Raw genomic sequence first — 12,112 nt, forward strand, 5'->3', positions numbered from 1 at the left:
CCTAATTGATCGAGGCAGCCGCAACCTTCTCGCGCACGCGCGCCTTCTTCTGGGTGAGCAGGATGCCGAGCAGCACCAGCACCGCCCCGACCGGCTCGTGCCAGCTGAAGGTTTCCCCGAGCAGCACGGCGCCGAGCACGACCCCGACGACCGGGGTGATGTAGGTCACCGTCGACGTGCTGGTGGGCCCCCAGGCCTCGAGCACGTTGTAGAACCAGACGTAGGCGATCCCCGTACCGAGGGCGCCGAGCAGCACCAAGCTGCCGACCACGCGCCAGTCCAGCTCGACCGGCTGCCAGGCGAGCACCGGGGTGAGAAGCAGCATGATCACGGCGGCCAGGCCGATGTTCATGAAGGCCTGCGTGGTGCCGGGCAGCTTGTGCTTCGCAACGAACTTGCGGTTGTAGCCGAAGCTGAAGCCGTAGCAGGCGGTCGCAGCGAGGCAGGCCAGCTGCCCCCACAGTTCCCCGGTCAGCGCACTGTGCTGCCACGGTCCGATGATCATCAGCACGCCGAAGATGCCGAGCAGGATGCCGCCGACCTGGCGCTTGGACAGCGACTCCACCCGGAAACCGAGGGTGACCACGAGTGCGGTCATGATCGGGGTGACCGCGTTGTAGATGCTGGCCAGCCCGGAAGACACGTACTGCTCACCCCAGGCGAAGAGCAGGTGCGGCAGGACGCAGTTGGTGATGCCGAGCACCACGAAGTGCAGCCACAGTTTGCCGTCCCGAGGCAGCCGCTGACGGCTGATCAGCAGCACGATCCCGAGCGCCGCGGCACCGAGGATCTCACGCGACCAGGCGACCTGGCCGTAACTGACGCCGTCAAGCGCCACCTTCATGAACAGGAAGCTGGCACCCCAGATCAGGCCCATGCCGAGGAACTGCAAGGCGATAGACAAGGTGGATGTGCGCGCGATCACGAATCGACGCTACTCGCAGCCACCGACACGGCGGGCGCCAGTCATCCGCGAGTTCCTGCCATTCTCAGGCGGATGCGGTCAGGCGGATGCCTCGAGCCCCGGGGTGCGGAACAGCACGGGCTGCGATCCCCAGCGTGCCAGCCGCTGCTCGAGCCGGGCGTACACGGTTGGCCACTCGTCGATGAGGATCGAGAACACCGCGGTGTCGCGCCAGCTGCCGTCCGGCCGCATCCGGTCGCGCCGCACGATGCCCTCGAAGCTGGCGCCTATCCCCTCGATGGCGGCGCGGGACCGTTCGTTCAGCACGTCGGCCTGGATCTTCACCCGGCCAAAGCCGTGGTCGAAGGCGAGCCCGAGCAGCAGTTGCTTGGTCTCGGTGTTGACCTGGCTGCCCCACACGTGCGGGTCGAGCGCGGTCCAGCCGAGGTGGGCATGCTCGTTGACCAGGTCGAAGTCGCCGAGCGCGGTCGTGCCGACCAGCCATCCGTCCCGCGGTCCGCCGTTCACCAGCACCGCGTAGACGTTGGCCCGCTGCCACGGGAAGAACTGTCCCGCCCAGGCCACGAACTGTTCCCGGCTGGGTGGCAGACCGGCTGGTCCACCGCCGAATCCGCCGGCGAACACCTCGGGGTGCCCGATGACGTCGTAGAGCTCCGGCAGGCGCTCGCGGGTAAGCGGTTCCAGTCGGACGAAGCGGCCCAGAGTGGTGGTGAGGGCAGGTCGCAGAGCGGTCACCGGCACATCGTGCAGTCGGCAGGTGACGTTCAGGTGAACGGTGCCGATTCGGTCGGTTTGGTAAGTAGTGCCACGATGGAGCAATGGGTCCAGCTCAACTGTTCAGCCTGTCGTCTCGCGCGTTCATCGATGTGGTGAGCAATGTTCCCCAGGAGCAGTGGGATGCACCGGGCTTGGGCGTGTGGGACGTGCGCGGACTCGTCGGGCACACCTCGCGCGCGATGCTGACGGTGGAGAACTACCTGCAGGCCGACGAACCCGGTATGCCATCACTGCCGGACGCCGAGGCGTACTACCTGACGGTCTCGCAGCAGTTCGACAACGACTCGGTTGCCGCCCGCGGCGTGGAGGCTGGCGCCTGGCTGGGCGATGACCCGGTGGGCATGCTGAACCAGCTGCATGAGCGCGTCGACGCCCTCATCGAGGAGCAGGATTCCGGCCGGCTGGTGTCCATCGGCGGCATGGGCATCGCACTGGACGAGTATCTGCGCACCCGCATCTTCGAGCTGGTCGTGCACACCATGGACCTCTGCCAGGCGACCGGGCTCTCGCACACCCTGCCGGTGGAGGCGGTGTCGGACGCGGCCGTTCTGGCCACGCGGATCGCCGTGGCCAAGGGCAACGGCCGTGACATCCTCTTCGCCCTGACCGGCCGCGGCAGCCTGCCCGAGGGCTTCAGCGTCGTCTGAGCGCGGCGGCGCTAGCCTTCCGGCCTGGCGCTAGCCTTCCGGCACGCTCGACTCCGTTGGCGCTAGCCTTCCGGCTCGGCGCTAGCAAAACTTCAGTGGCGCGGGGCCGATTCGCTAGCGCCGCCGTGGAACGGTCAGCGGATGTCTCGGACGGCTCAGTCGACCAGGTCGTGCCGCACGATGACCTCTTCGCGGCCGGGGCCGATGCCGATCACCGAGATGCGTGAGCCGCTCATCGCCTCGATCGCCAACACGTAGTCCTGGGCGTTCTTGGGCAGGTCGTCGAACGAACGGGCCTTGCTGAGATCCTCGGTCCAGCCGGGAAACTCTTCGTAGATCGGCTTCGCGTGGTGGAAGTCCGACTGGGACACCGGCACCTCGTCGTAGCGCACGCCGTCGACCTCGTAGGCAACGCAGACCGGGATCCGCTCGAGGCCCGTGAGCACGTCGAGCTTGGTGAGCACGAAGTCGGTGACACCGTTGATGCGCGCCGTGTAGCGGGCGATCGGGGCGTCGTACCAGCCGGTGCGGCGGGGCCGACCGGTGGTGGTGCCGAACTCCCAGCCCGCGGAGCGCAGGAACTCGCCCGACTCGTCGAACAGCTCGGTCGGGAACGGGCCGGCGCCGACGCGGGTCGTGTACGCCTTGACGATGCCGATCACACGGTCGATCCGGTTCGGGGCGACCCCGGACCCGGTCGCTGCGCCGCCGGAGGTCGCGTTGGACGAGGTGACGAACGGGTAGGTGCCGTGGTCGACGTCGAGCATGGTGGCCTGGCCACCCTCGAACACCACGTTCTTGCCGGCATCCAGTGCTCGGTTCAGTTCCAGCGCGGTATCGGTGACCATGGGCCGCAACCGGTCGGCGTAGCTCAGCAGATCGTCGGCGACCTCGTCCACGCCGATCGCGCGACGGTTGAACACCTTGACCAGCAGGTGGTTCTTCTGGTCAAGGGAGGCCTCGACCTTCTGCCGCAGGATCTTCTCGTCGAAGATGTCCTGCATCCGGATGCCGACCCGGTTGATCTTGTCGGCATAGGTCGGGCCGATGCCGCGACCGGTGGTGCCGATCTGGCGCTTGCCGAGGAAGCGCTCGGTGACCTTGTCGAGAGTGCGGTGGTACTGGGTGATCACGTGCGCGTTGGCGCTGACCATGAGCTTCGAGACATCGACACCGCGCGCGGCCAGTGCGGTCAGTTCGTCGAAGAGCACCTCGATGTCGACGACGACGCCGTTGCCGATGACCGGGATGACGCCGGGCGTCAGGATGCCCGACGGCAGCAGGTGCAGTGCGTACTTCTCCTTGCCGACAACCACGGTGTGGCCGGCGTTGTTGCCGCCGTTGAACTTGACCACGTAGTCGGTGCGATCACCGAGTAGATCTGTCGCCTTCCCCTTGCCTTCATCGCCCCATTGGGCGCCGATGATGACGATTGCTGGCATGGGTGGTCCCTTCGGGATTGGCGGGGGATTGCACCTCAGTCTACCGAAGGTCCCTCAAGCCCTTCCCCATCCCGCTGATCGAGCCGCGCCGCTGATCGAGCCGCGCCGCTGATCGAGCCTGTCGAGATCTCGGCAAGCTCGATCCGCGAAGATGCGGGGGCTTGACTCAGAACGTGGCTGGGGTCTGCTGGTGGGCAGCCACCTTCCAGCCGCCGTCTTCCCAGACGTAGGTGGTGCTGGCGAAGAACTCCATCGGTTGTCCGCCGCTGACCGCGACTGCCCGGTAGACGAGCATGCCGGCGTGATCGCCCAGGCGGACGACGCGGGGCTCGCGGATCTCGTACGACTCGAACGGCGGCGCCCCACCGAACGACGCGGCAACCTCGTCCCGCCCGCCGATGAGGCCGGGCAGCACCATCACCCCGTCGGCAGTCATCTCGCGCTGGAAGTGGGCACCGGCGGTGCCGTCGCACAAGGCGCGCCAACTGTTGTGCTCTTCGCGCAGCAGCCGGGCGGGAAGGTCATCCGTGATCTCGGTCATGGGTTCAACCTAGTCGCGCGGCCGAGTGGGCGACAGGGACGATCGTGGGGCTACTGCCGCGCTGACACATCGGTCTCGAATGACACGTGCTGCATGACCCAGGCGTGCATCGCCACGGCGGCGGCCGCGGACGCGTTGATCGACCGGGTCGAGCCGAACTGGCTGATCTCGACCACGGCGTCGGACGCGGCGATCGCCTCCTCGGACAGCCCCGGTCCCTCCTGGCCGAACAACAGCACGCAGCGCTCCGGGATCTCGAAGGTCTCGATGATCACCGATCCTGGCACGTTGTCGATCGCGATGATCGGCAGGCCGTGCTCGTGCGTCCAGGCCACGAAGGCCGCGACATCCGGATGATGCAGCACATGCTGGTAGCGGTCGGTGACCATCGCGCCGCGCTTGTTCCAGCGCTTCCGGCCGATGATGTGCACCGTGTCGGCGGCGAACGCGTTGGCGCTGCGCACGATCGAGCCGATGTTCATGTCGTGCTGCCAGTTCTCGATCGCGACATGGAACGGATGCCGCTTCTCATCGAGATCGGCAACGATGGCGTCCATCCGCCAGTAGCGGTACCGGTCGATCACGTTGCGGGTGTCGCCGCGGGCCAGCAGTTCCGGGTCGTAGTGCGGCTCGGTCGGCCAGTCCGCCTCGTCGCCGGGCCACGGTCCAACGCCGTGGGTGGACAACTCGTGGGTGGGGGCGGGCTCGTCGGACACGGTTTCGAGGGTACCCGCGCCCGCCCCGCTCGAAATCGCCGAGGTGCGCGCCCAGGCGCCTGTTAAGGTCGGAACGTGAGCGGGCAGACGGCAGAGCAGGTGGCGCCGTTGTGGACCCCGGATGGCCCCAACCTCGTTGTCCGCGGCGACAACCTGGCGGTGCTCGGGCAGTTGCCCGACGCATCCTTCCGGCTGATCTACCTGGACCCGCCGTTCAACACCGGACGCCCGCAGAAGCGCCAGTCGATCACCACCGTGCGCAGCGCCACCGGCACCAGGGTCGGCTTCAAGGGCCGCAGCTACGAGACCATCAAGGGCACCCTCTACGGCTACGACGACAGCTTCGCCGACTACTGGGAGTTCCTCGAACCGCGACTGGTCGAGGCCTGGCGGCTGCTCGATGAGACCGGCACCCTCTACCTGCACCTGGACTGGCGCGAGGTGCACTACGCCAAGGTCGTGCTGGATGCGATGTTCGGCCGGGAGTGCTTCTTGAACGAGATCATCTGGGCGTACGACTACGGCGCCCGGGCGCGCAGCCGCTGGCCGTCGAAGCACGACACGATCCTGGTCTATGTGAAGGACCCGGCGCGGTATCACTTCGACAATGAGGCCGTCGATCGGGAGCCGTACATGGCGCCCGGGCTGGTGACGGCTGAGAAGGCGGCTCGCGGCAAGCTGCCGACGGATGTCTGGTGGCACACCATCGTCTCGCCGACCGGCCGCGAGAAGACCGGGTACGCCACCCAGAAACCCGAGGGCGTGCTGCGCCGCATCGTGCAGGCCTCCAGCGAACCGGGTGACTGGGTGCTCGACTTCTTCGCCGGCAGCGGCACGACCGGTGCGGTCGCCGCAGCGCTCGGCCGCCGGTATGTGCTGGTCGACTCGAACCCCGAGGCCATTGAGATCATGCGCGAGCGGCTGCCCGCGGCATCCTTCGTCTAGTTCACGCTCGCGAGGCGTGTGGGCCGATGGCCGAGGTTTCCGCCGATGGCGCATGCCGAAACCCTGGCCATGGGCGGGACGGTGCGCCATCGCGATAGCGTCGCGGGGTGGACGACTCCAACCCGCCGACGGTCGTGATGATGTGCGGTGTCGCCGGATCCGGCAAGACCACCTACGCGACCGGCCTCGAGCAACAGGGATTCGTTCGGCTGTCCATCGACGAGGCGATCTGGGCGGCGATCGGCAAGGACGGCGCCGAACTGGAGCCCGCCGAATACGAAGAACACAAGGCCGCCGCCGAGCGCGTGCTGGAGTCCGAACTGCTGCGGCTGATCGCCGACGGACGATCCGCAGTGCTCGACTACAGCTTCTGGCAGAAGGCGACGAGGGACCGCTACAAAGCCCTCATCGAGCAGGGTGGCGGCCAGTGGGAACTGGTCTACCTCCGGGTTCCCGCCAGCACCCTGCGCCGCCGGCTCGCAGCGCGGAACGAGCTGACCGGCGCCAATGCGGTGACCGTCTCCGAGGAACTGCTCGATCGCTATCTGACTGGTTTCGAAGCGCCCCGCGGCGAAGGCGAAAGGATCATCGAGCAGGCCTGAGGCGCACGTCAGCGATGGCCGAGCTTTCCGCCGATGGCGCATGCCGAAACCCCGGCCATCGGCAGAACGGTGCGCCATCGCGCCCCCACGGCGGCCTAAGGCGGCTCCCGCAGTTCCCCTCCCAGCAAGTTGACGGATGCTCCGCCCGTAGGATTGCGGCATGGGGAAGCGCACTGAAATCGCGAGCTGGCTGACCGACATGGACGGCGTGCTCGTCCACGAGAACCAGGCCCTGCCGGGCGCACAGGAGCTGATTCAGCAGTGGCGGGCGGCCGGCACCCCGTTCCTGGTGCTCACCAACAACTCGATCTTCACCCCGCGGGACCTGAGTGCCCGGCTGCGCGCCTCGGGGCTCGAAGTGCCCGAGGAGTCCATCTGGACTTCCGCCCTCGCCACCGCCGACTTCTGCCACTCGCAGATGCCGGGCGGCTCGGCGTTCGTGATCGGCGAGGCCGGGCTGACCACCGCCCTGCACGAGGTCGGGTTCATCATGACCGAGACCGACCCGGACTATGTCGTGGTCGGTGAGACGCGCAATTACTCGTTCGAGGCGATCACCAAGGCGATCCGGCTGATCCGCAACGGCGCCCGCTTCATCGCCACGAATCCGGATGCCACCGGCCCGAGCGCTGAGGGACCGCTGCCGGCGACCGGGGCGATCTCGGCGCTCATCACCAAGGCCACCGGACGCGAGCCGTACGTGGTTGGCAAGCCGAATCCGATGATGTTCCGCTCGGCGATGAACCGCATCGGAGCCCACTCGGAGACCACGGCCATGATCGGCGACCGCATGGACACCGACATCGTCGCCGGCATCGAGGCCGGACTGCACACCGTGCTGGTGATGACCGGGATCAGTGACACCGCCGAAATCGCCCGCTATCCGTTCCGGCCCTCGGAGATCCTGAACGGCGTGCACGAGCTGCTCGTCGCCGAGCCGGTCGAGTCCGAGCTCTAGACCCGGACTCCAAAACGCGAGCTCCAGAACGCGTGTTCTAGACCGCGGCTCTAGACCCCTGGTACTCCGACGCTCAACGGCAGCGGCTCACCCGACGAGCGGCTGACGAAGCAGAAGTAGTCGTGGTGGCCGGCATCCCACTCCTCCGCGGTCGCCGCGTAGGTGGCCTGCACCTGGATGTCGGCGAACTGGCCGGCCGCTGCGAGGTCGATCACGCTCGGGCTGGTGCAGAGCAGGTTGATCTGCGACTGCAGCGCCTCGGCGCCGGGGTACGCCTGCTCGGCGAGATCCGTGAAGGTGCCGCGATCCACCAGCTGGGCACGGTGCGGGATGCCACAGTCGACCACGGTGAACTCCTCGGCCCACGGGTCGGCGAACGGCTCGAGGCACTCGCCGCCGAGGAGTTCCTGCCAGTCGTAAGTGCCGGGGCTGACCGGCCCGGCCGGCAGCGCGGTCGGTTCCGGGGTCGGGGTCGCCGTCTCGGACGGCGTGGGGCTGGGGCTGGCGACCGGCTCGGGCTGCGCCGCGCCGAGGCGGGTGCCGAGAAAGTACAGGGCGACCAGCAGCAGCACTGCGACCAGGCCGCCTGCCACCCACATCAGCACCTGCTGGTTCCTCGGGATCGGTCCACGCGGCGCCTTCGCGGGTGTCATCCGCTGGTCGAGCTCCGTCCGCTGGTCGGGCTCCGTCCGCTGATCGAGCCCACCGAGATCTCGGCCCGCCCGATCACCGGAGGACGCCTGATCCCGCCGCGGAACGGCGATCAGCGGCTCGTCGCCGTAGTCGCGGAAGGCCGACTCGCCGAAGACGTCGTCGAGGCCGGGACCGGTTGCTTCGGCACCGGTTGCTTCGGGACCGGATGCCTCGGGCTCGAGTGGCCCGGGACGCTCGGGTCCGCTCATCCTTCCAAGCCCAGGTCCGCCAAGCCGATCGCGGCGAAGTACGGGTAGCCGGCGGCCTCGATGCGTTCCTTGGCGCCGGTGTTCCGGTCGACTACGACCGCGACGCCGGCGACGATCGCGCCGACCTTCTCGAGCGCCTCGATCGCACCCAACGGCGAGCCGCCGGTGGTCGACGTGTCCTCGAGCACGATGACCCGCTTGCCCTCGAGCTCCGGTCCCTCGATCTGCTTGCCGCGGCCGTGGTCCTTCGGCTCCTTGCGGACGACGAACGCGTGGTACTCCTTGCCCTGGGCGGCGCCCTGGTGCAGTACAGCGGTGGCGATCGGGTCGGCGCCCATGGTCATCCCGCCGACGGCGAAGATGTCCGGGACATCCGAAATCAGCTCGACCATGACCTGACCGATCAGCGGCGCCACCCGGTGGTCCAGGCTGACCTTGCGCAGGTCGATGTAGTAGGTCGCCTTCTTGCCGCTCGTCAGGGTGAAGTCGCCGTGGAAGACGGCTTCCCGCGAGATGTGGTCAATAAGCTGCTGCCGTGCGTCAGTCACGCAGCAAAGTTTAGTGATCAGCGGAGGAAGTCGATGCCGAACCGAGTTCGCAACCGCCTCCCGTTCGTCCTGGCCGGGGTGGGCGCGGCCGTCTGGGCGTTCTTCCTGCTGCCGCCGCAGCTGCATACCTGGGTGACCAGCTACGGCATGCCGGCCTGGCTGCGCGCGATCAACGACCTGCCGGTCTACGACGGCCTTCGCGCGGGCCTCGATAGCGTCGGGCTCACCGACCACTACGCGGTGTTCGGTGCCGCGATCGCGCCATCGTTCGTGCTGCTCGCGATCGCGTTCCGGCCGGTCACGCGCACGCTCGGTCTGCTCGGCGGGGTGCTGTACTGGGTGACGCTCCTGAGCGCGGTGCTCGTCGTGCTGAGCTACCTGACCCATGCGCTGCCGAGCCCGTGGAACGCCCTCTGGGGTTCGGAGGCGTTGGCGCTCGCGGTGATCGGGCTGCTTGCGATCGCCTGCGCGATCCTGGCACTGGTCCGGCGGGTGCGTCCGGGCTGGCCGGCGGTCATGCTGATGCTGCTGTTGCCGATCGCGGTGGCGAGCACCCTGCTGTTCGGATACTGGCCTCACGGTTCGCTGATCCTGATGGGCCTCTGGGTGGCCGTCATCGCGTACGGCTGGCCCGGAAGCGCCGGTGACCACCGGTAGCGTGGATGTATGCGTGTCGCCACCTGGAATGTGAACTCGATCCGTACTCGTGCCGGCCGGGTGGTCGACTGGCTGGTGCGCGAGGACGTCGATGTGCTGGGCATGCAGGAGATCAAGTGCAAGCCCGAGCAGTTCCCGGTCGAGCTGTTCGAGCAGGCCGGCTACGAGGTCATCGCGCACGGCACGAACCAGTGGAACGGCGTTGCCTTCGCCAGCCGGCTGCCGATGACCGACGTCGAGACCCATTTCGCCGACCAGCCCGGCTTCCTGAAGGGCGTCGAGGGGGACGACCTGCCGATCGAGGCGCGTGCGCTCGGGGTGACCGTGGCCGACCTGCGCCTGTGGAGCCTGTACGTGCCGAACGGCCGGGCGCTCGGTGACCCGCACTACCACTACAAGCTCGACTGGCTGGCGCGGCTGCGCATGGATGCGCTCGGCTGGCTCACCGCGAACCCGGATGCCGCGATCGCGCTGATGGGGGACTGGAACGTGGCGCCGACCGACGCCGACAACGGCGACCCCACCGTGATCGAGGGGGTAACCACGCATGTGTCGCCGCAGGAGCGGGCCGCGTTCAACGCGTTCGCCGAGGCGGGGTACATCGACGTGGTGCGGCCGCACGTGCCGGAGGGGCTGTTCACCTACTGGGATTACAAGCAGCTGCGCTTTCCGCGCAACGAGGGTATGCGGATCGACTTCATCCTCGGCTCGCCGGCGTTCGGAGCGGCGGTGACGGATGCCGCCATCCACCGCAACGAGCGCAAGGGTGACGCGCCGAGCGATCACGTGCCCGTGGTCGTCGACCTGGCCCTGGACGACGAGGACGACGACCGTCCGATGATCTTCTGACGCCTGGCCTACTTACGCCGCGGGTAACCGCTGCCGCTAACAGTGTGCGGTGCTCAGTGCAGCAGCTCAGTGCAGCAGCGCGGTCCACAACAGCAGCACGGCGACCGAGCCGAGCGTCGTGATGAACACGGTGTCGCGGGCGATGATCACGCCCCGGTCGTAGCGCTGGGCGTAGTTGAACACGTTCTGGGCGGTCGGCAGCGCGGCCAGCACGACAACCGCGAACAGCTCCTGCCCCGACAGCCCGAACACGAACTGGCCCAGCAGCCAGGCGAACACGGGCATCAGCGCGAGCTTGATGAACGACGCGAGCAGCACATCACGCCGACCCGAGCCGACTTGCAGGATTCGCTGCCCGTGCAGCGACATCCCGTAGCTGATCAGCATCACCGGCACCGCGGCGCCGCCGATCAGCCGGATCGGCTCCATCACCATGGTGGGCAGTTCCACCCCGGTCAGTGACACCACGAGGCCGAGCGCCGATCCGATAATGATCGGGTTGCGCACCGGCTGCAGCAGGATCCGGCCGAGCGAGGCGCGACCGCCGGTGCGGATGTCGAGGATGGCGAGGATGATCGGGGTGAAGATCAGCAGCTGCAGCAGCACGACCGGGGCCGAGTAGGCGGCGTCGCCGAGCACGTACAGCGAGACCGGGATGCCGATGTTGTTGGCGTTGACGTAACCCGCGCTGACTGCGCCGATCGTCGCCTCGGGTGCCGGGCGCTTCCAGATGAGCACCGCGACGACGGCGAACAAGGCGGTGGCGGCGAGCGCCGCGCCCAGCGAGACGACCAGCAGGGGAGAGAACAGCCGGTCCACGTCCGCGTCGGCGAGCACCGTGAACAGCAGGAACGGCGACAGCACATAGAAGACCGTCCGCGCGATCACCGGTTGGGCATGATCGCCGAGGACGCCGCTGCGACCGGTCAGATAGCCAACGAGGATGATGGCGCCGATGACCACGAAACCGGTAATGACGCCTGACACTCCCCCATTGTCTCAGGCGCCGGATGCCGTGCCTGACTGGTTAGGCGGCTTCGCGTTCCTTGATCAGGTCGAGGGCGACGTCGACGATCATGTCTTCCTGGCCGCCGACCATCTTGCGACGGCCGAGCTCCATCAGGATCTCGATGGTCGGGATGCCGTAGCGGGCCGCCGCGCGCTCGGCGTGCAGCAGGAACGACGAGTAGACGCCCGCGTAGCCGAGCCCGAGGGTCTCGCGGTCGACCTGCACCGGGCGCACCTGCAGCGGGCGGACGATGTCGTCCGCGGCATCCATCAGCGCGAACACGTCGGTGCCGTGGTTCCAGCCCATCTTGTCGGCCACGGCGATGAACACCTCGAGCGGTGCGTTGGCCTTGAGGATTCCGCTGCCGCGGATGATCTTGATCATCAGGTCGGTGCCGATATTGCCCGAGCCGATGATCGCTGCGTTCGCTGGCTGAGTCTTGCCAGGCCCCTTCACTTCGTTGTGCGCCAGTTCGAGCATTTTGTTCGAAACTTCGGCATCCGTTCAAGATATCGAACAATACCAGCGCGGGTGAAGTCAAGTTCACCCGGCGCGCGGCATTTGCACGACCGGTTGTCGTGGCGTATTCATAAG

The 12,112-nt window shown here is 67.6% G+C and carries 15 protein-coding genes; 6 read left to right on the top strand and 9 right to left on the bottom strand.

The annotated features are described in order from the left end of the window. Position 1: 1 nt before the first annotated feature. Together GO591_RS14740 and GO591_RS14745 are read right to left on the bottom strand one after the other, a co-directional pair. Positions 2 to 925: a DMT family transporter gene (locus GO591_RS14740; protein ID WP_232466199.1), complete on the bottom strand. Its 924-nt coding sequence runs from the start codon at positions 923 to 925 to the stop codon at positions 2 to 4. Positions 926 to 1,003: 78 nt separating this feature from the next. Next, on the bottom strand, positions 1,004 to 1,660 hold the full coding sequence (locus GO591_RS14745) for a GNAT family N-acetyltransferase (protein WP_157157513.1): 657 nt from the start codon (positions 1,658 to 1,660) through the stop codon (positions 1,004 to 1,006). Between the two features lie 83 nt (positions 1,661 to 1,743). Here GO591_RS14745 and GO591_RS14750 point away from each other — a divergent pair, with 83 nt between their 5' ends. Beyond that, entirely contained in the window at positions 1,744 to 2,349 is a 606-nt protein-coding gene (locus tag GO591_RS14750; protein ID WP_157157514.1) for a maleylpyruvate isomerase family mycothiol-dependent enzyme, read from the top strand. 155 nt (positions 2,350 to 2,504) lie between these two features. On the opposite strand, the gene GO591_RS14755 is transcribed toward GO591_RS14750, so the two are convergent. The 3 genes from GO591_RS14755 to GO591_RS14765 all read right to left on the bottom strand — a co-directional run bounded on the left by GO591_RS14755 (position 2,505) and on the right by GO591_RS14765 (position 5,048). Continuing rightward, a complete protein-coding gene (locus GO591_RS14755) occupies positions 2,505 to 3,791 on the bottom strand; it encodes an adenylosuccinate synthase (RefSeq protein WP_157157515.1) in 1,287 nt (428 codons plus the stop codon). A 166-nt stretch (positions 3,792 to 3,957) separates the two neighbouring features. Next, the gene (locus tag GO591_RS14760; RefSeq protein WP_157157516.1) at positions 3,958 to 4,332 is read right to left on the bottom strand and encodes a nuclear transport factor 2 family protein; all 375 of its coding nucleotides are present in this window, start codon (positions 4,330 to 4,332) and stop codon (positions 3,958 to 3,960) included. A gap of 50 nt (positions 4,333 to 4,382) precedes the next feature. Further along, positions 4,383 to 5,048, bottom strand: a complete 666-nt coding sequence (locus tag GO591_RS14765; protein WP_157157517.1) for a TrmH family RNA methyltransferase — start codon at positions 5,046 to 5,048, stop codon at positions 4,383 to 4,385. A gap of 75 nt (positions 5,049 to 5,123) precedes the next feature. Here GO591_RS14765 and GO591_RS14770 point away from each other — a divergent pair, with 75 nt between their 5' ends. From GO591_RS14770 to GO591_RS14780, 3 genes are all read left to right on the top strand, one after another. Beyond that, complete coding sequence (locus GO591_RS14770) at positions 5,124 to 5,993, top strand: DNA-methyltransferase (RefSeq protein ID WP_167137700.1); 870 nt, start codon at positions 5,124 to 5,126, stop codon at positions 5,991 to 5,993. A gap of 107 nt (positions 5,994 to 6,100) precedes the next feature. Next, a complete protein-coding gene (locus tag GO591_RS14775) occupies positions 6,101 to 6,595 on the top strand; it encodes a P-loop nucleotide/nucleoside kinase family protein (RefSeq protein ID WP_198295489.1) in 495 nt (164 codons plus the stop codon). 160 nt (positions 6,596 to 6,755) lie between these two features. Beyond that, a complete protein-coding gene (locus GO591_RS14780) occupies positions 6,756 to 7,553 on the top strand; it encodes an HAD-IIA family hydrolase (RefSeq protein WP_157157518.1) in 798 nt (265 codons plus the stop codon). Positions 7,554 to 7,603: 50 nt separating this feature from the next. On the opposite strand, the gene GO591_RS14785 is transcribed toward GO591_RS14780, so the two are convergent. After that, positions 7,604 to 8,455 carry a hypothetical protein gene (locus GO591_RS14785; RefSeq protein WP_157157519.1) on the bottom strand — a complete coding sequence of 284 codons (852 nt, stop codon included), beginning with the start codon at positions 8,453 to 8,455 and terminating at the stop codon, positions 7,604 to 7,606. Next, positions 8,452 to 9,003, bottom strand: coding sequence for an orotate phosphoribosyltransferase (pyrE, locus tag GO591_RS14790; protein WP_157157520.1), 552 nt, complete (start codon positions 9,001 to 9,003; stop codon positions 8,452 to 8,454). The genes GO591_RS14785 and pyrE overlap by 4 nt, the downstream gene beginning before the upstream one ends. 33 nt (positions 9,004 to 9,036) lie before the next feature. On the opposite strand from pyrE, the gene GO591_RS14795 reads away from it, so the two are divergent. Then, complete coding sequence (locus tag GO591_RS14795) at positions 9,037 to 9,660, top strand: hypothetical protein (protein ID WP_157157521.1); 624 nt, start codon at positions 9,037 to 9,039, stop codon at positions 9,658 to 9,660. 9 nt (positions 9,661 to 9,669) lie between these two features. Next, positions 9,670 to 10,509, top strand: a complete 840-nt coding sequence (locus GO591_RS14800) for an exodeoxyribonuclease III (RefSeq protein WP_157157522.1) — start codon at positions 9,670 to 9,672, stop codon at positions 10,507 to 10,509. Between the two features lie 66 nt (positions 10,510 to 10,575). On the opposite strand, the gene GO591_RS14805 is transcribed toward GO591_RS14800, so the two are convergent. Further along, on the bottom strand, positions 10,576 to 11,496 hold the full coding sequence (locus GO591_RS14805) for an AEC family transporter (RefSeq protein WP_157157523.1): 921 nt from the start codon (positions 11,494 to 11,496) through the stop codon (positions 10,576 to 10,578). Positions 11,497 to 11,536: 40 nt separating this feature from the next. Beyond that, positions 11,537 to 11,998: a hypothetical protein gene (locus tag GO591_RS14810; RefSeq protein WP_232466200.1), complete on the bottom strand. Its 462-nt coding sequence runs from the start codon at positions 11,996 to 11,998 to the stop codon at positions 11,537 to 11,539. Positions 11,999 to 12,112: the final 114 nt, after the last annotated feature.

Origin of the sequence: Diaminobutyricimonas sp. LJ205 (genome assembly GCF_009755725.1) — a bacterium.
Taxonomy (GTDB): domain Bacteria; phylum Actinomycetota; class Actinomycetes; order Actinomycetales; family Microbacteriaceae; genus Ruicaihuangia.

Bases quoted from the DNA above. Each gene is read 5' to 3' on its own strand.
- GO591_RS14750 (WP_157157514.1), top strand. From the start codon at position 1,744: ATGGGTCCAGCTCAACTGTTCAGCCTGTCGTCTCGCGCGTTCATCGAT.
- GO591_RS14755 (WP_157157515.1), bottom strand. From the start codon at position 3,791: ATGCCAGCAATCGTCATCATCGGCGCCCAATGGGGCGATGAAGGCAAG.
- GO591_RS14760 (WP_157157516.1), bottom strand. From the start codon at position 4,332: ATGACCGAGATCACGGATGACCTTCCCGCCCGGCTGCTGCGCGAAGAG.
- GO591_RS14780 (WP_157157518.1), top strand. From the start codon at position 6,756: ATGGGGAAGCGCACTGAAATCGCGAGCTGGCTGACCGACATGGACGGC.
- GO591_RS14785 (WP_157157519.1), bottom strand. From the start codon at position 8,455: ATGAGCGGACCCGAGCGTCCCGGGCCACTCGAGCCCGAGGCATCCGGT.
- GO591_RS14795 (WP_157157521.1), top strand. From the start codon at position 9,037: ATGCCGAACCGAGTTCGCAACCGCCTCCCGTTCGTCCTGGCCGGGGTG.
- GO591_RS14800 (WP_157157522.1), top strand. From the start codon at position 9,670: ATGCGTGTCGCCACCTGGAATGTGAACTCGATCCGTACTCGTGCCGGC.
- GO591_RS14810 (WP_232466200.1), bottom strand. From the start codon at position 11,998: ATGCTCGAACTGGCGCACAACGAAGTGAAGGGGCCTGGCAAGACTCAG.